The following is a 22,816-nucleotide window of genomic DNA, read 5'->3' as shown; positions in this document are numbered from 1 at the left end:
CGTAAATCTCTCCCTTCAAGCATGTAAACAAAAGTTTATATATCCAAGCTCACCGTTTGGATTTATCATAACAATGGTGCTTATTATAATGTACCCTTCAGGTTCACATTGAATCCGACCTTACCTCATAAACTACTTCAAGATAAGGAGCTTACTTCGTGAAAAAACTGATTTGGATCGGCTGTCTTTCCTACTTCGTTATCGGTCTGGCACATGTTGTGCTGGGATCTATTCTGCCCGTTCTACTGCAACATTATGATCAAAATTATAGTGCTGGCGGTGAATTAATCTTTAGTCAATTCGCTGGTTTTTTAGCAGGTGTGTTGGTCTCTCCCCTGCTTAATCGCCGCTTCGGAAAACGTGGAGGCATCCTCATTGCCACCAGTCTTCTACTAGTTGCAGAAATTGCCTACGCCTTTCTACCGCCTTGGGGCTGGATGTATGTTATCGCTGTTGCCGCAGGTTTTGGTTTCGGGATGATCGAAGCTGTTATCGGCACCATTATTATTGGTGCTGTAACCGAAGGAACTGCTATTGCAATGAGCCGGCTTGAAGTGCTATTCGGGATAGGCGCACTCGTGATGCCGCTTATCGCCAGTCCGCTCATTGCTGCCGGAGCGTGGAGATTGGCCTTTCTAATCGTCGCTGCCTTCTCCTTAATTTCTCTTATCCTCTGGACAAGAGGGCATTTCGGTAATCTACAACGAATGCTGGATGAACGCGCCTCTGTCCAAGGAGCAGACAATTCGCAATCCTCAAGCTCACGTTCTAACAAAAAATTTCCGTATAAAGGTAAGCAATGGATTCTGTTAGGGATCTTCATCGTTTTCTTTTTTCTTTATGTAGGCACAGAGATGAGTTTAGTCAACTTTATGCCGGCTATCTTTATTGCCAAGCTAGGGATGACGGAGTCTGCCGCAGCACTGACAGTCACTTTCTTTTGGCTGGCGATGTCTACAGGAAGATTGTTTGCGGGTGTAATTGCCGAAAAAATATCTTATCGCGTGTACATTCTCAGCAGCTGTTTACTAACCTTGTTACTGCTGACACTCTTTCCGTTCACTGACAATCGAATGGCTGCTTTCATTGTAATTCTGCTGCTGGGGCTGTTTATGTCCGGTATTTTCTCCGTTGCTTTAGTCTACTCCAGCAAAATGCTGCCTGGCACCGAAGAGTCAACACCCAGCATTATGATTGCTTCCGGAGGTGTTGGCGGTGCTTTGCTACCTCTGTTTATGGGCTGGTCTATGGACCATTTAGAAGTGGCACAAACAGCCGGATTACTGGCCGCTTTTGCCGCCTTCTTGTTTCTGCTAAGCATTGCCGCATGGAGGTTCCAGTCCATGCAAGCGTTGAAAGGAAAGAGTTCCCGTATTTAGAACAGTATCAACGTTATCCTTTTAGGGTAATGTGATCTATAAGCATATTCTGAGCACAAGGATGGACGATGAATGAATGAGTCTTCAACTGAGCCTTTGTTACATACTGCGCTCATGCAGTTTATATTTCCCTTTTCTATAAAAAAGGGCGATTCTAAGCAGCTTATCCAGCAATTACAGGACGACGGCTTCACACGTTTTTTTCTGGATAATAAAGAGCTTGAAGCTGCCTATTACGGAGATGGCTACTGTGTTTCCCATGAACGAATGGAGCGCACCTATTTACCGTTTGCTGCACATGTCCTTTTTCCACGCAGGAAGGATGCCGACTCGTTTCGCCGTTTTTCCAGAGTAAATAATCTCGACTGCATTCTGGAGATTCCGCAGCAATCTATATTTTTCAAAATTCTCTCGACGGATATATTCATATGTCCTTTTCAGCTTGGATTCGTGACGATACGTGTCCAGCTGGAGGGGGATTCAATTCCCTTTAGTATTGCCCTAGAATTCGCGGATCGTTTCCGTGCGCTAGAGAATACCTTCATACAGGATGATTACACTTATATTCATTGTGGGGAACAGACCTATGAGATGGTAGAGGATTTTGTCTTCCGAAATTTGGTGGATGGACTGGAGCCATATCTGGATCAATCGGATATCAATGGGGCTTATTTCGAGACCCTTCCTTTTTTCGTAGATGAAAGAATGCAGGTGCAAGCTTTTTACGGCTTTCAGAATGAAGAAAGCTCTGATGAGATTAGTGTAAATCTACGCTATCGCGCCTCACAGCTTGATGGAATTAATCTGAACGGAAAGCCCTATGCCAGTGCCAGCGATCCAGCGTATATTGCAAACTATTGTCATGAGCATTCCTATAATCGCTGGGGTCCAGACACATATTATATGATGAATGAGCAAACCTTTTGCTGCATGACCCGCGCTGAACAGGAGATTGCTGTTAGTCTAGCCAACCAGATGTACGGGCAATATTATTACGGATTTTTACTCAATATTTTCCACAAAATCGTTCTGCTAAAGCTCGCCAATATGCACTCCCGACTTCGGATTAATCATGATTATGAGGAAATAGACAATCTAATCTACTCCATCAATAAGTTCTCGGCAAAGTTCTACTTCTTGGAGTTGATTTCCCAGTCGCAGGGCCGGGAGATATTTCTTCAGCTGCGTAAAGTATACGGAAACGACGCTTTGTTCGAGGAAGTGAAAGAAACCTTAAATGACCTGTTTCAGTATCAGGATAAGTTTCAGTCCAAGCGACGGGATAATCTGCTGATGATTCTTACTGTATTTACGGTAGTAAGCGGGATTTACGGCATGAATCAGGTCATTGACGATCTGGATGGAAAGATTCAATGGAGTAAAATGATTGGTTATTCTCCCTTTGAATTTCTTGCCCTCTTCGTGATCATGAGCGGGATTCTGATCAGCGTTGTCCTCACGCTAGGGGCGCTGGTTAGTGAGCTTAAACGGCGTCACCGCAAGAAATATAAAGATCTAGACTAGCAAAAAAGAAACTACTTGATTGGAAAAATTCAGGAGTGCACTACTAGACATTCCGAGTACAGCCGTCTATAATACACCGTATGCGAGAAATATAAGATATAAAGTATGGGTACAAAACTTATGCTTACTTATATTGCACATAGAAATACCCGTTAACTTCATAGAACCAGGGGTGCTGGAATTGGCCGGCTGAGATTGTATCCCACAAGATACTGACCCTTATACCTGATCTGGATAATGCCAGCGTAGGAATCGCCAATTGGTTCTGGTCCCTGTGACCTTAACTAACCTTGCGCCAAGCCAGCGTCCCGATCACTCGGGGCGCTTTTTTTGTAAGATCACTAAAAGATGTAGAAAAACGTACATACTACACTTTACGGTTCATGTTGTGAAGACGGGATTCTTGTAACCTTAAAGGAGAGAAGAAGACATGCACCTTAAAAAAGCACTTACGTTGTGCCTCACCTGTGTACTCATTCTTGCCATTGCCGGATGCGGCAGCAACAATGGGAATACAGCCGGAAACAAAGCAAATGCTACTGATCCAACTGCTGCGGCTGGGACGGATGCTCCAAAAGAGCTCACCAAAGTTAAAGTCGCACTCGACTGGACACCGAACACAAATCATACCGGTCTATACGTAGCTAAGGATCTTGGTTACTACGCTGAAGAAGGTCTGGACGTCGAGATCGTTCAGCCAGGCGCAGCGGGTTCTGATACTATGGTTACCTCTGGCGAAGCCGCTTTTGGCATCAGCGCCCAAGAAGGATTAACGCTAGCCCGTCTACAAGGCGTGCCCCTTGTCTCGATAGCAGCTATTATTCAGCATAATACGTCGGGATTCGCTGCTCCAGTAGATCGCAATATTAAATCACCAAAGGATTTTGAAGGTAAAACCTACGGAGGCTGGGGCTCACCGGCCGAAGAAGCAGCCATGAAAGCTATCATGGATCCTGAAGGTGGCGATGTGAAAAAGGTGAAGCTGATCAGTATCGGTGAAGCTGATTATTTTACCGCCGTCAAACGTGACATTGATTTCGCCTGGATTTTCTACGCTTGGACTGGTGTTGAGGCTGAGTTGCGTGGCGAGCCATTGGATATGCTGTACTTAAAGGATTATGCGCCGCAGCTCGATTATTACACGCCTGTGCTGACGACGAGTGAGAAGCAAATTGCAGATCATCCTGATCTGGTGAAGGCCTTCATGAAAGCCACATCAAAAGGTTATCAATATGCCATTGATCATCCGGAAGAGGCTGCCGGTATGTTATCGAAGGCCGTTCCTGACCTGGACGCCGACCTTGTCCTAGCTAGCCAAAAATGGCTTAGCCCAAAATACAAGGACGATGCTGCCCGCTGGGGCGAGCAAAAAACCGAGGTCTGGCAAAATTACGGCGACTGGATGTATGATCTGAAGTTGCTGGATAAACCGCTGGATGCTGCTAGTGCATTCAGTAATGATTTTTTACCGGCGGAGTAGAGAGCGGACTTCAGAACCAAGAAGGTTGGACGTTACTTGAGGAAGGAGGAACGGAGCGTAGTGATGTGCTACGTGAGTACCGGACTTCCCAAGTTCGTTCAAGATTCGATGTCGAGTTTGCTTCCTGAGTTACTTCGTTATCAAAGTTGGCTTTTTGAACTTACCTTATAAAATGAGAGGATTGATTATTGTGGCTAACACCCTACTAAGCATTCAAGTAATTCCAAAAACTCCGAACAATGAGGATTCCATCCCATACGTAGATAAAGCGATTGAGGTCATTCAGAAATCCGGTGTTAAACATCAAGTGAATCCGCTGGAAACCACAATGGAAGGTGAGCTTAGCGAGCTGCTGGAGGTTGTGCGTCAGATGCAGGAGGCGTTGATCGAAGCAGGCAGTCCAAGCGTAATTTCGCAGATCAAAATCGCTCATAATCCTAACGGAATCAGCATGGATAAATTGACGGAGAAATATCGGCCGTGAGATCGACCTGGAAGCTAATATGGCCGCCCCTTGTGGCGGTCGTCTTCTTTTTAACCGTATGGCAGCTATCTGTATCTGTATTTCATATTGAATCCTGGATTCTGCCGAGTCCTGCTGATATTGCCCGTGAATCCACCAGTAACGCTTCTGGTCTTTGGGCTCATACGATGGCTACGCTGCGGCTCACTTTAATTGGTTTTCCCATTGGTACGGGGGTAGGCCTGATCGTTGCTTTGCTTTTGCATCTTTTGCCTTGGGCTAGACGGGCTTTTTATCCACTTATTATTCTGAGTCAAAATGTTCCCTCCATCGCGCTCGGACCCCTGCTCATTATCTGGTTCGGCTTTGGTCTTTTGCCCAAAATCGTGCTGATTACACTAGTATGTTTCTTCCCGGTAGCTGTCGCTGCGATGGGCGGTCTGGCCCAAAGTGATCAGGTCATGATGAATTATATGAAAATGGCTGGCGCAAGCAAGTGGCAAATCTTCACCAAGCTGGAGCTGCCCTCTTCTATCCCGGCACTATTTTCCGGCGTAAAAATATCTGCTACTTATGCGGTTATGGGCGCCGTGGTCGCTGAATGGATTGGCGCGGATAAAGGTATTGGTTATTATATGCTCCTGCAGAAATCCGCATATCGTACGGATCGGATGTTTGTCGCTATTGTTATTATTGTACTTTTAAGTCTTGTACTCTTTGCTATTATTGCATTGCTGGAAAAATGGCTGGTTCGCTGGAAGCCGCGCCGTAACTCATAGAAAGGAAGATGCCTGTATGTCTCAAGCGACGCAAATGCAACACAGAACAACAGAAGTCATAAGCTCTCCTGAAGCTCATACCGTGGCACCCGCCCTTGAAGTGAGCGGCATCTCCAAATCTTTTTCCCATCGTCGCCGTGAGACGAAAGTTCTGAATAATGTCTCTCTCAAGGTAGAGCAACAAGAGTTCGTTTCGATCGTTGGTCCTTCCGGCTGCGGAAAAAGCACCTTATTCCATATGATTGGCGGCCTTGTGAAACCCGATGCAGGCACGATCCGCATGAACGGTAAGGTCGTTACAGGTCAACGCGGTGAAATTAGTTATATGCCGCAGCAGCCTGCGCTTTTTCCTTGGCGTACGATTGAGGATAATGTGCTGCTTGCTGGGGAGATCAAGGGCGCACTGCGGGAGGGAGCCCGCGAGGAAGCGCGCCAGTGGCTTGCCAAGGTTGGGTTAAGCGGTTTCGAACATGCTTATCCGCATATGTTGTCTGGCGGGATGCAGCAGCGTGCAGCTTTTCTCAGAGCATTGCTCGCTCCCCAGGAGCTAATGTTGCTGGATGAACCTTTCAGCGCACTCGATGCACTAACTCGCAGTGAAATGCAGCGCTGGCTGCTTGAGCTGTGGGAAGAGAATCGCCGCTCTGTGCTGTTCATTACTCACAACATTGAAGAAGCGTTGCTGCTCTCTAATCGTATCTATGTATTTTCCGGTCGCCCCGGCTCCATTCTGCATACAGTCGATGTGCCGTTTCCGCGGCCACGCCGTGATGAGATTACGGACTCTCCCGAGTTCCTTAAGCTCAAACGCCAGTTGTCACAGTGGATGCGAGAGGAACAAGCTAAAAATAGGCAGCCGCTAGCTTAATCGCTAAGCTCTGTAAACTGATATCGCTGGTATAGCGGTGTCAGTTTTTTTATTTTGCAGCGATAAACTCCTACCCTATTTATAATTGACGCGGATGTATCTGCTCAATTAAACAAATTTCACTCATCATAGTAGGGATCACATTAAATGTGTGGCGAAAACCGACTCCCTGTTGGTAATGGATAGTAACCGGGCGGGTTGGGGACATTCTACGGGATTTATACCGTTGATTCACTTCGTCGGGCCGGATTCGGCTCATTCTGCGGGATTTATACCGTTGATTTACTTCGTCGGGCCGGACTCGGCTCATTCTGCGGGATTTATACCGTTGATTTACTTCGTCGGGCCGGACTCGGCTCATTCTACGGGATTTATACCGTTGATTTACTTCGTCGGGCCGGATTTGGCTCATTCTGCGGGATTTATACCGCTGATTTGATTCGTTGGGCCGGACTCGGCTCATTCTGCGGGATTTATACCGTTGATTGCTTCGTTGGGCCGGACTCGGCTCATTCTACGGGATTTATACCGCTGATTTGATTCGTCGTGCCAGATTCGGCTCATTCTACGGGATTTATACCGCTGATTTGTTTCGTTGGGCCGGACTCGGCTCATTCTGCGGGATTTATACCGTTGATTGCTTCGTTGGGCCAGATTCGGCTCATTCTACGGGATTTATACCGTTGATTTGTTTCGTTGGACCGGATTTGGCTCATTCTACGGGATTTATACCGTTGATTTGCTTCGTCGGGCCGGATTTGGCTCATTCTGCGGGATTTATACCTCTGATTTGATTCGTCGGGCTGAATTGCACCCGATCTAGGGCATTTTTGCCCTTGTTTTGTCACTTCGGGCTGAATCACACCGATTTTAGGGCATTTTTGCCCTTGTTTTGCCACTTCGGGCTGAATCACACCGATTCTAGGGCATTTTTGTCTTTCTTTTGCTACTTCGGGCTGAATTGCACCCGATCTAGGGCATTTTTGCCTTTCTTTTGCCACTTCGGGCTGTATTGCGCCCGATCTAGGGCATTTTTGCCTTTCTTTTACCTCTTTAGGCTGAATCGCACCGATTCTAGGGCATTTTTGCCTTTCTTTTGCCTCTTCGGGCGGAATTGCACCCGATCTAGGGCATTTTTGCCTTTCTTTTGCCACTTCGGGTTGAATTGCACCCGATCTAGGGCATTTTTGCCTTCTATTTCCCACTTCGGCGGAATTCCAGTGACTCAGGGGCATTTTTGCCCTTATTGTTCCTCTTTAGCTTTTAGTTTGAATTAAATACGAGACTATGGCATCAACCAGAATCGGTGTTGTTTATTATTATTAATTTGTTTAAAGGTCACAGCTATAGTCGCACTTACATTCTACTCACTACTCTTACACATACTCCCCCTACTCACTCTTGCTCATACTCCTCACCTTACTCCCACTAATCTCTCTTACTCTTCCCCCTACTCCTTACTTCCTACACTCACATCTGCCCCCTCCTCCTCTCCCACCAACCGAACCTAAAAAAGGCCCCCATAAACGAGGCCTTTTCTTCATTTCCTAATCATAGCTCGGAACACGAATTTGGGCAGCACTGCCTGTCTGCGCCATCGCGACTTTTGTCCCTTCGCAACGGGAGCGAACAAAAGTCGATGCAACCACTCCAGATTGAGTTTTTTCCATAGCGCTGGTGCAGGAGTAACTTTTCCCGCTATTACATCTAAGCTGCCCCCCACGCCAAAAACAACTTTTACCTGCGCAAGCTCCTGTTTGTGCTTATATACCCATTTGTCAGAGTATGGCGCACCCATCGCAACGATCAGGAGATCTGGCTGTGCGCGCTGTATTTCTGCTACAATGGCAGGCTCCTCTTCCTTGGTAAGAAAACCATTATGTCTTCCTGCAATCTTCACATTCGGATATAACTCCGTGATCTTTTCGACCGCTTTACAGCTGGTAAGCTCATCTGTTCCCAAGAAATAAAAACTCCATCCCAAGCTATTTCCTTGCTCCAAAAGCTCAAGAAGCAGCTCATATCCAGTTACCCTCTCAGCAATAGGATCGCCTTTTCTTTTTGATGCCATCACAATGCCAATCCCGTCAGGAGTGATTAAATCCGCTTCTTGAAGTATGGTTTGTAGCAGCTCGTCCGATTGACTTGTTATCGTAATTTCCGGGTTAGCCGTGATCAAATGGAAAAGTTTCGATTCCCCAGATTGAATATGTTTTGTTAGATGAAGTGTTGTCTCATGTAGTGTTAGTTTTGAAAAGGGAACTCCTAATATTGAAACTGTCCCGTCCATATAATCACCTCTCACTAAAATTCCACTTCAATATACCTTACCATAATCAAGAGGAGGAAGGGGAGTCATTTAAGTTACTTAATCACCCCAGCTACTACGCTACCCAAACACTTCAGCCTTTCCACCGCTTCAACCATTTCAGCCCACTACAGCCATCCCCAGCAACCCCGCCACCACAGCTACTCTACTCACCCAAACACCCTATAGCTCCACTCACTCCTCCATAAACTTCCACCACTCTACTAACCAAGGTTCATCGATCCCCCGCATGCGGAATTCCTCTACAAGTATCTTCCGGAATCGTTTTTCCATTTTGACAAAGTTATTATCCTCCTGGTACATAGGGGCAAAGGATTCATCATCTCTAACAAAACTCCAAAAATCGCCCGCACACTCCAAAATCTTTCGGCCGACAGTCGTTTGTTTGGCTACAGGTACCAGCCATTTGTCATAGGGGTAGGGGTGACCTTCAATAGTAATGGCACAGCGTAATGCTTCTTTATAAAGAGAAACCGCTAAAAATAAAATAGGAAAGGCGTCGCCACGCACTACCGGATTATCTAAGCTTTTGGCATAACTTCTTAACTGGATGTATGAATTCTTACGAAATCTCATTAGGACTCCAGGTTGGAGGGGCACATAGGCATCAAAAAGCGACTTTACATCCAATCGGTCATAGTAGATATAAGAAATAGAAGCATTCCACAGCCATTCCATATTTCCGCTCATTAACGCCTCTTTGATTTCTGATATTTTATGCAGTGTGTAATGTCCGGTCTTGCCGCTGGGAAGTCGTAAATCCATAAAAAAACTACTTTGCTCCGGGATCAGCCCCGCTTGCTCGAACCGATGATTAATGCTGCTATAATACTCATCCTGACAAATAATAATTACATCCACATCCGACTGCTCATCCACCACACCAAGTGCGGTCGATCCATCAAGGAGAATACTTACCTGCTGACTCTCCTCTTTCATTAACGGATGATTTAGAATTTCTTGTGTGATATACTGCCCAATTTCCTCTAATAATTCGCTATGAACCTGCGTCTTATCAGGTGTTAATAAAATATCCGACAACACTGATTTCACCATCTCAACCCCAACCTCCAATCAATCTCAATTTCTCAAAAAATAAAACGCTTACACCTAACCTAATATTTGGATAATGGAGTACCATTCTACACTCCTAATATATATCTTGCAAGGATAAATGAAGTACCCTTTTGCCTAAGCCTAAATATAATGAAGTATCTATTTACTTGGAAAGGGGTAAAAGCATGGCGCAGCCAAAAGTGATTGCTACAGTCCGCTCTGCCGGACCGATCGGAGATATAAAAGTAAATGTCGTCACGAATCGAGTATACTTTGTAAACCCAGACACCGAGGCTGGAACTATCGGGGTATTGGAGGGCAGAACTAATCGCATTATCGCTCGGATCCCTGTAGGAAGACTGCCGTCTCAGCTCGGAATCAACCCCCAAACCAACCGGATTTATGTACCTAACTTCCGTGACGAAAACGTATCTGTCATAAACGGGCGGACAAACCAGGTAATCAAAACTGTCAAAGTAGGCCGATTCCCAGACAATATCGGAGTAAATGTTCGAACCAATCTGATTTATGTAACTAGCGCATTCGGAACCCTATTCGTCATAGACGGGAAAACAAATCAGGTCCGTAAAAAGATTGAAATCGGTGGACGCCCCTCCAGAATTGTTATCAATGAGCTTACCAACCGTGTCTATGTGACCAATACAGTAAATGATAGCGTCACCGTCATTAACGGAACTACACAGGCGATCATTGCGACAATAAAAGTCGGAAGTAACCCCGTGATAGCGCCAGCACTTAATAAAATTACCAATCGTATTTATGTCGCTAATAACTTGAGCCGGTTTCTTTCTGTGATCAATGGCCGAACCAATAAATTGTTGCGTAATGTACAGCTGGGACGTTTGCAAAGTGAGGTCGTTATAAATCCGCTGACGAATCGTATTTATGTCTCAAGTGCACAAGTGGAGGGTAAGGGCAGGCTGTTTGTCATAGATGGGCGCAACAACAAAATTATAACCACAAAGGTGTTGCCTACCTCCTCCAACACGATTATCAACCCGAATACAAATCATTTATTTGTTGGTAATTTTGATAAGAATCATATGTCCGTTTATAACGCCACCACGTTTAAACGGCTCGCAAGATTCTCCTCCGTATCAGGCAGCACTGTGCTAAACCCGCTCACAAATAGAATTTATGTAGGTGGAAACGACTCCATAACGGTCATTCAGGATGGACCAAGACTCACTCAGAGTTCTATTTTTAATTAAGACAAAAAGACGCCCACCATAGGTGAGCGTCTTTCTACATATCAAATTACATCGATCTAGCGGATGAAACTTGTTTAACAGCCACTTTTTCCTCGACTGTTTCTGTATCCTTAGGCTGTATCCCTCTTTTTATGAAGAAAGCTAGGATAAAGGCAATGATGGCTACGCCTACTGACACTAAGAATGCATCGTTAATTCCTTCGATCGTTGCTTTTGCGATGACTTGGTTTTGAATGCCAAGCAATTGCTCTGCAGAAGGCTTAGCCGTTAATTTACTCACAGCCTCAGCTACCATATCTTTGACATGTGAAGTAGTACTGTTAGACATAATCGTTACAAGCAGCGCCCCGCCAATCGCCCCGGAGACTTGCTGAATCGTACTGTTCATGGCTGTACCATGCGGTGTATATTTAGCCGGGATGGAGTTCAGACCATTGGTCATCACAGGCATCATAACCATTGAAATCCCGAACATTCTCACAGAATACAAAATCATAAGTGTCGAATATTTCGTTGTCTCAGTTAGATCACTAAAGAAATACGTACTGATCACTACGATAGCCAGACCGATTAACGCTAAGACTTTGCCGCCGAATTTATCGAACAATTTACCTGTGATTGGAGACATAACCCCCATAATCAAAGCACCAGGCAACATTAGGAGTCCCGAATCCAGAGGTGAAATACCTCTAATATTTTGCAGATAAATCGGCATTAACATCATGGCTGAGAACATCGCCATATTCAGTGTAATCGAAATCGCTGAGGATAAAGCGAACATCGGATATTTGTACACTCTGAAGTTAAGCATAGGCTCCTTCATCTTCATCTGGCGCATAATGAATATCACTAAACCAATAACCCCGATAATAAGGGTGGAGTAGACCATTGGATCATCCCATCCTTTATTCCCAGCGGAACTGAAGCCGTATAGAAGACCCCCGAACCCAATCGCTGATAGAACTACAGATAGAATATCAATTTTAATAGCCACATCTTTTTTAGGATCATGCAGTTTGAAGAAGGCAAGAATGAACACCAATACGGCGATCGGTGCAATCATAAAGAACAGCACAGGCCATTCATAATGCTGAATAATCCATCCTGAGAGTGTAGGACCAATGGCTGGTGCAAAAATCATAACCAAACCAAACATCCCCATGGCCGAGCCACGTTTTTCAGGTGGAAATGTGGTGAACAATACATTCATTAATAATGGCATCATAATCGCGGCCCCTGAGGCTTGGACCATTCTCGCAATCAATAATACAGGGAAACTTGGAGCAAAGCCTCCAATAAAGGTCCCTATTGCAAATAATCCAATGGCGATTAGGAATAATCGTCTGGCTGTATACTTTTGAATTAAAAAGGCCGTTGAAGGAATCATGATCCCGTTCACTAGCATATAACCCGTCGATAACCACTGTACCGTTGAGGCACTGACATCAAAATCCTTCATAATCGATGGTAAAGCTATATTGAGTAAGGTATTACTCAGTAAGGCAACAAATGCACCAATCATAAGGATTGCCAAAATCCCGTAGGACGCTTTACTTTCTTTCGTTTTCATTTTGGAATCCTCCATTCTATAATCATACCGTCGGTTCATATTTGAACTTATGTTACAACGTAGAATATATTACTCTTATATTTACTGCTTGGCAAGTCAGAATTCATTTAAAAACTAAATTGTATTAAGTGGAAATATAAGCTAGTCTATTCTACGTGAAGAGTTTTTTTGCACAAAAGAGTCCAGCTTAAAGGGGCACCTAAGATGATAAATAAACGGAAAGAGCAAGTGATTCAAAAAGCACATGAATTATTTATTGAAAAAGGCTACCACGCCACATCCATACAGGACATTCTGAATCACAGCCGGATCTCCAAAGGATCTTTTTATAATTATTTCCCTTCCAAGGGGGATCTCTTTAAAGCTGTATTCACCTCTATTCATGACCAGCTGGAAGAAGGCAGAAATGGCCTGCTCATTGGCCAGGACCCCTCTGACATTGATATATTCGCTAAACAAGTTCAACTGGTTATGAAAATCAATAAGAAAAATAAATTGTTGCAGCTGGTTGAAGATGCCCTGGTCTCCAATGATCCGGACTTAATTACGTTCATCAAAAAAACTAAATTCACCTTATTAACCTGGGTGCATGAACGGTTCCTGCATATATTTTCTGAAGATAAAAAACCCTATCTACTGGATGGAGCCATCATTTTTACAGGCATCTTGCAAAATATGCTGCAAATTAACAGTGCCATGAACGAAGTCATTACCTCTCAACAAATCATTAATTATTGCACTACTCTTATCCAGACGATTGTTGAGGATGTAAGCGAAAAAGGAATCCAGCTTATCTCCCCCGATCATGTAGGGAAACTATTGCCTGTTGCTGAATACACTGATTTTTTTAATAATGATCTATCGTTTGCGACCGTAAGCTTAAAAAAAATCATTGATAAATCATTCGCCGCCGATGATCCTAGCCTGTCCAATGCACTGAAGCTGTTATATTTTATCCAAGAAGAGATCATGAACAACAAGGAACCAAGAGAGTTCTTAATCGAAAGCGCCCTGCTCTCCTTGAAAATGTGCCCTCAGTTTAATGAAACGAAGGAATTTGCACATTATCAGACAGTGTTATCTGCAATGCTCTAAGCACAATCAAAGTATGGCTTCAATCATTTAAGCGTATTCTAAACGCAAGGCACGAAACTAAAAGTGTGGTGACCGATTTGTTCAAGCTTTTATTAATCGAAGATGATACAACGCTGTTTAATGAGATCAAAGAACGGCTTACGCAGTGGTCTTATGATGTATATGGCATTCAAGATTTCAACAATGTTACGCAGGAATTCACGGAAATCAAACCTGATTTAGTGATAATTGATATCCAATTACCCAAATTCGATGGATTTCATTGGTGCAGAATGATTCGCTCTCACTCTAATCTGCCGATTATCTTCTTATCCTCTCGGGATCATCCGACAGATATGGTGATGTCCATGCAGCTGGGAGCCGATGATTATATCCAAAAGCCCTTCCATTTCGATGTACTCATTGCCAAGGTGCAAGCCATTCTCCGGCGTGTGTACAATTACAATACGGATAACATTGAACTCAAAACGTGGTGCGGAGCTACCGTCGATTATGAGCGGAATTCAGTGACCAACGACACGGGAACGATTGAGCTTACCAAAAATGAGATTTTCATATTGAAATTGCTCATTGAGAAAAAGAATAAAATTGTCACCCGCGAGGAATTAATTAATAGCTTATGGGACGATAAGCGCTTTATTAGCGATAACACCCTTACCGTCAACGTAAATCGGCTGCGCAAAAAGCTCGACGAGCTTGAATTAGGGGCGTTTATTGAGACGAAGGTTGGACAAGGGTACGTAGCCATTGAAGAGGATTCTCTATGATTAAAAAGTACCTGCTCGAAAGACTCGGTTGGATTTTGCTTTTTCTCTTTGTACATCTATTTATGCTCTTTATCACCTTTATGGACCCGACCATCCCCCTGTCTTCAGTGCTCTATCTGGTCTCTTTATCGATGATTTTTTTCGTAATTTTTCTAGTCATTCGCTATCCTAAGGAAACCAGATTTTATAAAAGCTTAAATGAGCGGGACGATGATCTCGATCTGACAAGCATCGCTCTTGCCGAAAGTCCTTTTGAGAAAATCATCGAAGAGAGCATCACCAACCAAGTAAAATTGTTAAAGCGGACTGCTTCAGACAATTTAATGAATTTGGAGCAAGAGAAGGATGAGTTGTTATCCTGGATTCATGAAGTAAAGACTCCACTGACCGCAATGCATCTAATGATTGAGCGTATAGAAGATGATGTTATGAAGGGGCACTTGACCTATGAGTGGCTGCGTATTCACCTGCTGCTGGATCAGCAGCTCCATCAAAGACGGATACCATTTATTGAAAACGACCTGTACATGGAGCAAATCGATATAGAAACGCTTATTTTTAGTGAGATTAAGACATTACAATCTTGGTGTATTCAGAAGGGAATCGGCTTTGAGTTGAACTTAGAAGCTGCTGAAGTGCTTAGTGATGCTAAATGGCTGGCTTTTATCCTCAGACAACTCCTAACCAACGCCGTAAAATATAGTGAATCTTCTGATATTACAGTGAATAGCTACCAGCAAGCTGAACATATCGTTCTTGAGGTGAAGGATTGCGGGCGCGGGATAGATCCGAAGGACCTGCCGCGCATCTTCGACAGAGGGTTTACTTCCACTACTGTACATCGCGACAATGCCGCCACAGGCATGGGCTTATATTTAGCTCAGAAAGCAGCTCAATCCTTACTCATCATCATCGGAGTTCAATCCAAGCTCGGAGCGGGATCAACATTTACGCTAACCTTCCCACTCAAAAATGAATTCGTTAAAATCTCAAGCATGTGACAACAATGTCACATGCTTTTATATTTTGTTCGGGCAATCGCAGGATAAGAACAATAAACTTTTTTATAATAAAGCTATACAAGAAGAAACGAAGGAGTGAATCATTATGGCAATTCTAGAAGCTACTAAAATTCATAAAAGCTATGGCAATAAATTAAACAAACAATCCGTGTTAAGCGGACTCGATATTCGTATAGAAGAAGGCGAATTCGTTGGCATCATGGGGCCTTCCGGTTCAGGTAAAACCACCCTACTCAACGTACTCTCGTCGATCGACAAAATCAGTAACGGATCTATTACCATCGAGGGCAATGAAATCTCCAATATGAAAGAGAAGCAGCTTGCTGAATTTCGCAAGAATCATTTAGGTTTTATTTTTCAAGAATATAATCTCTTGGACACGCTGACGGTAAAGGAGAACATCCTGCTGCCACTATCCATTACCAATACACCCAAGAAAGCCGCCAATCAGAAATTCGAAAGTCTCGCAAAGGAATTGGGGATTTTGGAATTAAAAAATAAGTACCCCAATGAAATCTCTGGCGGTCAAAAACAACGTACCTCAGCAGCTCGTGCCTTCATTCATGATCCAAGTATTATTTTTGCTGATGAGCCTACCGGGGCGCTGGATTCTAAATCCGCTTCTGATTTATTAAATAAGCTAAGTGAACTCAATCAAAAACGAAGAGCAACCATCGTTATGGTTACACATGATCCAGTGGCTGCCAGTTATTGCAGTAGAGTTATTTTTATAAAAGATGGAAAAATCTATACGCAACTAAATAAAGGAGAACAATCAAGACAAGTTTTCTTCAACGACATTATAAAAACACAGGGTGTATTAGGCGGTGTGCAGAATGAGCATTAATGTATTAATGATTCGAAATCTGCGAAAAAACATCCGAAATTACTACCTATACGTGTTTGCGCTAGTTTTTAGTGTGGCCTTATATTTCGCCTTTGTCACCTTGCAATACGATCCCTCGATGGATGAGCTGGAAAGCTCTATCAAAGGGGGCGCAGCCATCACGGCTGCCTCGGTTTTACTAGTCGTAATTGTCTCTATTTTCCTGTTATATGCTAATACGATCTTCATCAAACGACGCGGCAAAGAAATTGGCTTATTTCAGTTAATTGGAATGACCAAAAATAAAATCTTCCGCATTCTTTCGGCAGAGAACTTTATTCTGTATTTCGGTTCCTTGGTCCTGGGGATATTAGTAGGCTTTTCTATCTCAAAATTGATCCTCATGATCTTATTTAAAATAATGGGGGTCGATGCTATAGCCTCCCTTCATTTCTCTATCGAAGCTTTGATTCAGACGTTGATCGTATTTTGTGTGATTTATCTTTTGATCATGCTGATGAATTATGGATTTATTAAAAGACAAAGTATCTTATCCTTGTTCCGGGTAACCTCAACAACAGAAGGTACAGTGAAAAAGTTATCCTTCTTTGAAATGATCATAGGGATTGTCGGAATTGGCCTAATCCTACTGGGCTATGTGCTCTCCTCTAAATTACTTACCGAAGACGTAACCTCAATGAATCAATTGGCTATATCCATGATTACTATTTTGGGATCCGTCATTATTGGGACCTATCTATTTTATAAAGGCTCGGTAAGTTTTATTTTTCATATCATTCGTAAGCGGAAAAACGGCTATCTGAACATTAGAGAGGTTCTATCTCTTTCCTCCATTATGTTTCGCATGAAATCCAATGCCGTATTATTAACCATCATTACAACGGTATCGGCACTAGCCCTGGGTTTATTATCCCTTAGCTACATTTCCTTTTACTCTGCTGAGAAAACTTCCAAGCAATATGTCCCAACGGATTTTGTATTCACGAATGCCCAAGAGGCTGAACAATTTACAAAGATCCTAACGGCAAATGATTTAGTATTTACAGAAAGAAGGACCCAAGTCCTTCAGGTCGATGTAGATGTTGAAGAGATTCTTGTTAAAAAACCGGACGGAGACAATATGTTTTCAAATATTATGACCCTGGCGGTCATAAGTGAAAATGCACTTGAAGACGTTGATCTAACTCCAGATAAAGCTTATTTTACGAAATCAAGCAGTGCACTGGATAATTTTGTTACTATGAAAGATAAAGGTGCAATTGAACTCAAAGGGTTACATGAGGTTTTTCCACAGGATTATAAAAGATTAGATATCGAAAGTCCCATTTCAGGGTATTACACAGGAGGTGGCTTACCGGTTGCGGTTGTAGACGAATCGATCTTTAAGCGCTTAAAGAAGGATTTAGATCCTGCCCTTCAAAGAGGATCCTCCCTTAATATCGGGATTGATATGAAAGTCCGGGCCAGCGTTGAACAGGCAAATGAACTTTTTAAGACCTTGAAATTTGATGAGAAAAACAAACAAGACTCTCAATTAGAGTCGATAAAAGGTCAAAAACAAAATATGGGACTCATTATGTTTATCGTTGCTTTTCTGGGGTTAACCTTCTTGATTACCTCCGGATGTATTCTATACTTTAAACAAATGGATGAAAGTGAAAATGAAAAACCTAACTACACCATTCTGAGAAAGCTAGGGTTCACGCAAGGTGATCTGCTCAGAGGTATACAGATGAAACAATTGTTCAACTTCGGTATTCCATTAGTCATAGGTCTGCTTCACAGCTACTTCGCCGTTAAATCCGGCTGGTTCTTATTCGGCACAGAGCTTTGGACACCGATGATTCTGGTGATGCTGTTATACACTGCTTTGTATTCGATCTTTGCAATATTGTCCGTCTTCTATTACAAAAAGGTAATTAAAGAGGCGCTTTAAAATAACAAAGGTGTTCCAAAAGCCATCATGGCTTAGGGACACCTTTGTTTGATTTGATATCATTTACAGGTAGGAGGCACCGGCATCTATCGGACACAGATGAACCTCTTTCTAAGTAATAGCGTCACTGGAGTCCGAAACCCTGCTCTATAGGCTAAAAATTCGCAAATAACGCCAACGGGGTCCGTAACGCTCAGAGGATCTGTCGAATCCCTCAGCTATTCACAATCCCCAATACAAATCCATCATAACCTTTGCTTCCCACCGTCTGAATGGCAGTAGCCGAAATTCTAGGCTCTTCAGCCAACAGATCATAAAATTCCCGTACGCCTACTACACGAGCGTCTTCGCTATTCTCATTAATGACCTCACCTTCACGAATCACATTATCTCCAAGGATCACCGTTCCGGGCTGGGAGAATTGCAGCGCCCACTTTAAATAGTTAGGATTATTCGGTTTATCGGCATCTATAAAAATAAAGTCGAAGGGTTCAACGCCCTCTTGTTTCATCTGAGACAGTTGCTCTAATGCATCCCCTACACGAAGCTCTACCAGATGATCCACCTCGGCAAGCGAAAGATTAGCTTTAGCTACCTGCGCATGAATGGGATCCAGCTCCAAGGTAACTATCTGTCCGTCAGACGGCAGGGCTCTTGCCATCCAAATCGTACTGTACCCGCCCAAGGTGCCAATCTCCAAAATCCGGCGTGCACCTTTCATTTGCACCAGTAGATTGAGGAATTTCCCCTGACTAGGCGAAACATCAAAGGGCGGCAGCCCTGCCTGTTGATTGGTGACCAACACTTCTTCCAACACAGCGTCCTGTGGAATCAGGCGCTCTGTAATATACTGATCGACTTTATCCCAAGTAGTCGTTTGATTCATATTTATCACTTCTCCTTTAGTATTGATTTTGGTTTAGATGAACTTATAAATTCCACATTTAGGGATCGTTCGTAACTACGAGGAGTGTTTGGACTTCCGGTCGCTGTTGTCTCCAGATTTCTTCAATTTAAACACTGTTCATGGTTGAAATCCGGAGACAAAGGCGATCGCTACGCTCCTACAGTTCCAAACCTCCTCTCCATTACTCCTTTCCCTAATCTCATCTTTCCAAGTTCATCTTTATATCTGTATTGTAAATCAGTTATAATCATAAATATAATATATCTTTATATTTAATTTATATATTTAATATATGAATCGAAGAATGGGAGTTTAACCATGAACCTACATGCCTTACGCTTATTCCATGTAATCGCATCGGCAGGCAGTGTGACACGCGCTTCAGAAATTTTAAATATAAGTCAGCCTGCCATCACTGCGCAGATTAAGAAGTTCGAAAAGGAACTGTCCTTTGCCCTATTTAAACCTCAAGGCAGAGGAATTGCTTTAACGGATGCAGGGGAAGAGCTTACTCTACTCGCCAAGCGACTATTCGCCGTAGAACAACAAATTGAGCAATTCGCTCAAGATTATGTTAACGGCAGTAACGGAAGTATCCGTCTAGCCGCAACGTATTTGCCTGCTCACTTTCTCATTCCTACCTGGATTGCAAAGTTTAAGCAGCAATATGAACAAGTGGAGATGATGATCACCACTACCAACTCAAGTGATGCCCTCAAGCAGCTGTTAAATGTAGATGTGGATATAGCTATTTATGGAGGAATCGCCGAGGCTTATCCAGATACAATCCAGACAGAGGAGTTATTTCAGGACGAGTTATGGTTTGTAGTCGCACCCAATCATCGTTATGCCAATCAGCAAGTTTCTCTATCCGAAATGATGAAGGAACCCTTCGTTATGCGTGAAGAAGGGAGTTCAACGCGGGAGCGATTATTATCTTTATGCCGCACATACAACACACCCGCTCCTATCATCTCTCTGCAATTTAATGGACTACATGAAGCCATCAAAGCCGTTATCGCCGGATATGGCGCAAACTTCGTTTCTTCATTAGTCGTACGCAAATATGTAGAGCGTGGAGAATTGTGCCGAGTATATGTAGAAGGAGTCCATCTGAAAAATACCATTGCAATCTGTACACGTAAAAATGAGCCCTTATCAGCAGCCGCAGTGAATTTAATTGAGATGATTCGACACAATCCTTATACGATATAGCGGAATGATTGCTCATTCCCAACAAAAGAGGCCTTCCCTTTCGGGAAAGCCTCAAAGCTTCTTTTTTTACACCGTCCGATCCAATTTAACTTCAAACGCACCTCCAGTTACATAATCCATGTACCTAGTATTTCCGTCGAAATCCAAATAAGCTTGATAGCGGGTACGAATAGCCGCTGCAGAAATCAGATCCAGCACCTTCTCCTTGGCTACCCACATCACTTCAGATGTTTCCTCCGAAGTACTTAATTCTCCACCCACGGGCTTGCAGATAAAGTCTAACATGACCTTGGTAGGAACATCCGTCTCACCGTCATACCATTTATGCATACCTGTATTCGAATACACGCCAATCAATTGAGAAACAACAACATCTATTCCACTTTCCTCTTTAATCTCGCGAATTAGTGCATCCATTAGGTTTTCTCCAACTTCCACTTGTCCTCCAGGAAATACCCAGCCACCATGATGTGTTTTTACTAAAAGAATATCTCCCTCTTCATTTATTGCAATTCCACCCACCGCTACAATATGTGTTGGCCAAGCCATAGATAGCACCTCTTTTTTTAGAAGAGTCTAGCAATTTATCGATAATCTGTAAACGATATTTTTCTATTCCATAACGCTTTAAAAGCTTCGCACTGTTCTATTAAATCATCAAACTTCCCTTCCCCAACAATTGATCCTTGATCCACTACCAATATCTTATCAACGTCTTTTATAAAATTAAGCCTGTGGGCCACAATGATGATAGTTTTATCCTTAAATTCATTCAAAATCGTCTCCATAAGACTTTGCTCAGTGATATTATCAAGCGCTGACACGGGCTCATCCAGAATTAGAATATTTCTTTTTTGGGCAATGACTCTGGCAAACGCTAATCGCTGTCTTTCGCCTCCTGATAATTTGAGACCTTTTTCGCCTACCAAAGTATCTAAGCGATCCGGTAAATGGCTTACTTTTTCCTGCAAATGAACTTTATCTAGAATCTCATATAGCTCTTCATCCGACAGAGTATCCTCATCAAATACAATATTATCCCTTATCGTAGCATCAAAAATCGGCGTATCTTGGGATAGATAGGAAATATGATCATAGTAGCTATTCAAACGAATCTCATCGATATCCTTACCGTCCAGTAAGAGTTCACCTTCGCCCTTTTTTAATAACCCCACAATCAATTTAATCAGCGTAGATTTCCCGCCTCCACTTAATCCGACAATAGCAACGGAAGCTCCTCGCGTAAGCGAAAAAGACAGGTTATTCAGTATCTGCACATTCCCATAAGTAAAGGACACCTTCCTAAACTCAATATTGCCTTGGAGCTCAGTGATGGCTTCTCCGGATTCCAAGTTCTTATCTTCTGGGGCAGCAATAAATTCCTCGAATCTTCTGTAGGTCACTTTATTCAGTTTGTAATCTACAAATAAAACATTAAAGATGGCAATTGGGGTATAAATTTTATCGATGAACATAAACAATGCGACCACAATACCTAGTGAGGTCTCGCCTGCGACAATGCTTTTCACACCATAAATCAGGACAACAACTTTAATGATCGTGACAAATAACTCGAATATAGCAAAAAAAGCTTCATGGATCATTTTTAGCTGAGCATTTTTATGAATGATAGTGCGTGCAGTCTGGCTTAATTTATCGATCTCTTTCTCATATCTCTTGTTGGTTCTAAAGACGACCAATTCCATAAACCCGCGGATAGAGAATCTGGACATCTTTTCTTGCTCTTGGAGAATGGCAGCCTTCATGGCATACAGAAATTTCAACAACAGATTTGTTATCAGAAAGACAACCACGTAGCCAGCTGCAATCACTAACATGATCCTTAGATCATAGAAGCTGATAAAGACTAGACTGAATAGAAGAGTAGGTAACAACTCATGTAATGTTTTGAGAAAAAAAGAAAAAATAATGCTGTTTCCAGCCGCTGCCCCGTTCTCGATCACCTTAATCATCTGCCCTGTTCCCATATCCTGATACGCTTGATAATCCATTTTTGATATTTTGGACAGTGCAAGAATCTTTAACCGCTCCGTGATGCTGTTCGATAAAAACACACTCGGGTATTCGTCTATATAATTCAGGATCGCCACCCCAGCTAGCAGAAACCCATACACCATAATTAATGTGGATATTTCACCAAAACTGTTGATTACCGTGGCCTTATCTAATATTTTTTGAAAGACAACAACCCCTAAACTACTTAACAGCTGAATGGCAAAACCCAATAAAATATAACCACATACCCACCACTTTAGATGAGCTAGACTCTTTTTTAACATATCATTTATCCCCTCTTTTAATTGAATGCAAAAAAGCCAGGCGCCCC

The 22,816-nt window shown here is 43.0% G+C and carries 21 protein-coding genes and 1 riboswitch; of the genes, 15 read left to right on the top strand and 6 right to left on the bottom strand.

Annotated features, from left to right (window positions below):
- The first annotated feature begins 158 nt into the window (after positions 1 to 158).
- The 8 genes from NSQ55_RS02180 (at position 159) to NSQ55_RS02145 (ending at position 7,316) form a co-directional block, all read left to right on the top strand.
- Positions 159 to 1,379 carry an MFS transporter gene (locus NSQ55_RS02180; protein WP_339170934.1) on the top strand — a complete coding sequence of 407 codons (1,221 nt, stop codon included), beginning with the start codon at positions 159 to 161 and terminating at the stop codon, positions 1,377 to 1,379.
- A gap of 72 nt (positions 1,380 to 1,451) precedes the next feature.
- On the top strand, positions 1,452 to 2,903 hold the full coding sequence (locus NSQ55_RS02175) for a hypothetical protein (RefSeq protein WP_076185225.1): 1,452 nt from the start codon (positions 1,452 to 1,454) through the stop codon (positions 2,901 to 2,903).
- A 158-nt stretch (positions 2,904 to 3,061) separates the two neighbouring features.
- Positions 3,062 to 3,172: riboswitch (TPP riboswitch) on the top strand.
- Between the two features lie 161 nt (positions 3,173 to 3,333).
- Entirely contained in the window at positions 3,334 to 4,383 is a 1,050-nt protein-coding gene (locus tag NSQ55_RS02170) for an ABC transporter substrate-binding protein (RefSeq protein WP_076124596.1), read from the top strand.
- 190 nt (positions 4,384 to 4,573) lie between these two features.
- Positions 4,574 to 4,867 carry an MTH1187 family thiamine-binding protein gene (locus NSQ55_RS02165; RefSeq protein ID WP_036682688.1) on the top strand — a complete coding sequence of 98 codons (294 nt, stop codon included), beginning with the start codon at positions 4,574 to 4,576 and terminating at the stop codon, positions 4,865 to 4,867.
- Positions 4,864 to 5,625: an ABC transporter permease gene (locus NSQ55_RS02160; RefSeq protein ID WP_036682669.1), complete on the top strand. Its 762-nt coding sequence runs from the start codon at positions 4,864 to 4,866 to the stop codon at positions 5,623 to 5,625. Before NSQ55_RS02165 ends, NSQ55_RS02160 begins: the two co-directional genes overlap by 4 nt.
- A 34-nt stretch (positions 5,626 to 5,659) precedes the next feature.
- Positions 5,660 to 6,493 (top strand): ABC transporter ATP-binding protein, encoded by an 834-nt coding sequence (locus tag NSQ55_RS02155; RefSeq protein ID WP_339174380.1) that lies wholly within the window; start codon positions 5,660 to 5,662, stop codon positions 6,491 to 6,493.
- Positions 6,494 to 6,691: 198 nt separating this feature from the next.
- Positions 6,692 to 7,033 (top strand): hypothetical protein, encoded by a 342-nt coding sequence (locus NSQ55_RS02150; RefSeq protein ID WP_339170928.1) that lies wholly within the window; start codon positions 6,692 to 6,694, stop codon positions 7,031 to 7,033.
- Positions 7,034 to 7,130: 97 nt separating this feature from the next.
- A complete protein-coding gene (locus NSQ55_RS02145; RefSeq protein WP_248549112.1) occupies positions 7,131 to 7,316 on the top strand; it encodes a hypothetical protein in 186 nt (61 codons plus the stop codon).
- A gap of 717 nt (positions 7,317 to 8,033) precedes the next feature.
- Here the strand turns inward: NSQ55_RS02145 and NSQ55_RS02140 are convergent.
- Positions 8,034 to 8,783, bottom strand: coding sequence for a WecB/TagA/CpsF family glycosyltransferase (locus tag NSQ55_RS02140; protein WP_339170926.1), 750 nt, complete (start codon positions 8,781 to 8,783; stop codon positions 8,034 to 8,036).
- A 213-nt stretch (positions 8,784 to 8,996) separates the two neighbouring features.
- Complete coding sequence (locus NSQ55_RS02135; protein ID WP_339170925.1) at positions 8,997 to 9,878, bottom strand: nucleotidyltransferase domain-containing protein; 882 nt, start codon at positions 9,876 to 9,878, stop codon at positions 8,997 to 8,999.
- Positions 9,879 to 10,063: 185 nt separating this feature from the next.
- Between NSQ55_RS02135 and NSQ55_RS02130 the strand changes: the two genes are divergently transcribed.
- The gene (locus NSQ55_RS02130; protein WP_076278911.1) at positions 10,064 to 11,110 is read left to right on the top strand and encodes a YncE family protein; all 1,047 of its coding nucleotides are present in this window, start codon (positions 10,064 to 10,066) and stop codon (positions 11,108 to 11,110) included.
- Positions 11,111 to 11,156: 46 nt separating this feature from the next.
- Here the strand turns inward: NSQ55_RS02130 and NSQ55_RS02125 are convergent, their stop codons facing one another.
- Positions 11,157 to 12,680 carry a DHA2 family efflux MFS transporter permease subunit gene (locus NSQ55_RS02125; protein WP_076124605.1) on the bottom strand — a complete coding sequence of 508 codons (1,524 nt, stop codon included), beginning with the start codon at positions 12,678 to 12,680 and terminating at the stop codon, positions 11,157 to 11,159.
- A gap of 204 nt (positions 12,681 to 12,884) precedes the next feature.
- On the opposite strand from NSQ55_RS02125, the gene NSQ55_RS02120 reads away from it, so the two are divergent.
- The 5 genes from NSQ55_RS02120 (at position 12,885) to NSQ55_RS02100 (ending at position 18,347) form a co-directional block, all read left to right on the top strand.
- Positions 12,885 to 13,775, top strand: a complete 891-nt coding sequence (locus tag NSQ55_RS02120) for a TetR/AcrR family transcriptional regulator (protein ID WP_339170923.1) — start codon at positions 12,885 to 12,887, stop codon at positions 13,773 to 13,775.
- Positions 13,776 to 13,852: 77 nt separating this feature from the next.
- Positions 13,853 to 14,542: a response regulator transcription factor gene (locus NSQ55_RS02115; RefSeq protein ID WP_076124606.1), complete on the top strand. Its 690-nt coding sequence runs from the start codon at positions 13,853 to 13,855 to the stop codon at positions 14,540 to 14,542.
- On the top strand, positions 14,539 to 15,543 hold the full coding sequence (locus NSQ55_RS02110; protein ID WP_076192734.1) for a sensor histidine kinase: 1,005 nt from the start codon (positions 14,539 to 14,541) through the stop codon (positions 15,541 to 15,543). Before NSQ55_RS02115 ends, NSQ55_RS02110 begins: the two co-directional genes overlap by 4 nt.
- Before the next feature lie 106 nt (positions 15,544 to 15,649).
- The gene (locus tag NSQ55_RS02105) at positions 15,650 to 16,411 is read left to right on the top strand and encodes an ABC transporter ATP-binding protein (protein ID WP_076192732.1); all 762 of its coding nucleotides are present in this window, start codon (positions 15,650 to 15,652) and stop codon (positions 16,409 to 16,411) included.
- Positions 16,401 to 18,347 (top strand): ABC transporter permease, encoded by a 1,947-nt coding sequence (locus NSQ55_RS02100; protein ID WP_076192730.1) that lies wholly within the window; start codon positions 16,401 to 16,403, stop codon positions 18,345 to 18,347. The genes NSQ55_RS02105 and NSQ55_RS02100 overlap by 11 nt, the downstream gene beginning before the upstream one ends.
- Positions 18,348 to 18,561: 214 nt before the next feature.
- Here the strand turns inward: NSQ55_RS02100 and NSQ55_RS02095 are convergent, their stop codons facing one another.
- Positions 18,562 to 19,233, bottom strand: a complete 672-nt coding sequence (locus NSQ55_RS02095; RefSeq protein ID WP_076192727.1) for an O-methyltransferase — start codon at positions 19,231 to 19,233, stop codon at positions 18,562 to 18,564.
- A 339-nt stretch (positions 19,234 to 19,572) separates the two neighbouring features.
- Between NSQ55_RS02095 and NSQ55_RS02090 the strand changes: the two genes are divergently transcribed.
- Complete coding sequence (locus NSQ55_RS02090; protein ID WP_339170920.1) at positions 19,573 to 20,469, top strand: LysR family transcriptional regulator; 897 nt, start codon at positions 19,573 to 19,575, stop codon at positions 20,467 to 20,469.
- A gap of 66 nt (positions 20,470 to 20,535) precedes the next feature.
- On the opposite strand, the gene NSQ55_RS02085 is transcribed toward NSQ55_RS02090, so the two are convergent.
- Positions 20,536 to 21,018: an NUDIX hydrolase gene (locus NSQ55_RS02085; RefSeq protein WP_076101239.1), complete on the bottom strand. Its 483-nt coding sequence runs from the start codon at positions 21,016 to 21,018 to the stop codon at positions 20,536 to 20,538.
- A 35-nt stretch (positions 21,019 to 21,053) separates the two neighbouring features.
- On the bottom strand, positions 21,054 to 22,769 hold the full coding sequence (locus tag NSQ55_RS02080; protein ID WP_339170917.1) for an ABC transporter ATP-binding protein: 1,716 nt from the start codon (positions 22,767 to 22,769) through the stop codon (positions 21,054 to 21,056).
- Between the last annotated feature and the right edge of the window lie 47 nt (positions 22,770 to 22,816).

This window comes from Paenibacillus sp. FSL H7-0943, from assembly GCF_037963265.1.
In the GTDB taxonomy this organism is placed as follows: Bacteria; Bacillota; Bacilli; order Paenibacillales; family Paenibacillaceae; genus Paenibacillus_AQ; species Paenibacillus_AQ odorifer.
The sequence above is the reverse complement of the archived record's forward strand: the minus strand, read 5'-3'. Positions and strand labels throughout refer to the sequence as shown.

Coding starts and splice junctions, on each gene's coding strand:
- NSQ55_RS02120 (WP_339170923.1), top strand. CDS start 12,885: ATGATAAATAAACGGAAAGAGCAAGTGATTCAAAAAGCACATGAATTA.
- NSQ55_RS02140 (WP_339170926.1), bottom strand. CDS start 8,783: ATGGACGGGACAGTTTCAATATTAGGAGTTCCCTTTTCAAAACTAACA.
- NSQ55_RS02155 (WP_339174380.1), top strand. CDS start 5,660: ATGCAACACAGAACAACAGAAGTCATAAGCTCTCCTGAAGCTCATACC.
- NSQ55_RS02175 (WP_076185225.1), top strand. CDS start 1,452: ATGAATGAGTCTTCAACTGAGCCTTTGTTACATACTGCGCTCATGCAG.
- NSQ55_RS02105 (WP_076192732.1), top strand. CDS start 15,650: ATGGCAATTCTAGAAGCTACTAAAATTCATAAAAGCTATGGCAATAAA.
- NSQ55_RS02135 (WP_339170925.1), bottom strand. CDS start 9,878: ATGGTGAAATCAGTGTTGTCGGATATTTTATTAACACCTGATAAGACG.
- NSQ55_RS02110 (WP_076192734.1), top strand. CDS start 14,539: ATGATTAAAAAGTACCTGCTCGAAAGACTCGGTTGGATTTTGCTTTTT.
- NSQ55_RS02095 (WP_076192727.1), bottom strand. CDS start 19,233: ATGAATCAAACGACTACTTGGGATAAAGTCGATCAGTATATTACAGAG.
- NSQ55_RS02125 (WP_076124605.1), bottom strand. CDS start 12,680: ATGAAAACGAAAGAAAGTAAAGCGTCCTACGGGATTTTGGCAATCCTT.
- NSQ55_RS02090 (WP_339170920.1), top strand. CDS start 19,573: ATGAACCTACATGCCTTACGCTTATTCCATGTAATCGCATCGGCAGGC.
- NSQ55_RS02170 (WP_076124596.1), top strand. CDS start 3,334: ATGCACCTTAAAAAAGCACTTACGTTGTGCCTCACCTGTGTACTCATT.
- NSQ55_RS02130 (WP_076278911.1), top strand. CDS start 10,064: ATGGCGCAGCCAAAAGTGATTGCTACAGTCCGCTCTGCCGGACCGATC.
- NSQ55_RS02080 (WP_339170917.1), bottom strand. CDS start 22,769: ATGTTAAAAAAGAGTCTAGCTCATCTAAAGTGGTGGGTATGTGGTTAT.
- NSQ55_RS02085 (WP_076101239.1), bottom strand. CDS start 21,018: ATGGCTTGGCCAACACATATTGTAGCGGTGGGTGGAATTGCAATAAAT.
- NSQ55_RS02100 (WP_076192730.1), top strand. CDS start 16,401: ATGAGCATTAATGTATTAATGATTCGAAATCTGCGAAAAAACATCCGA.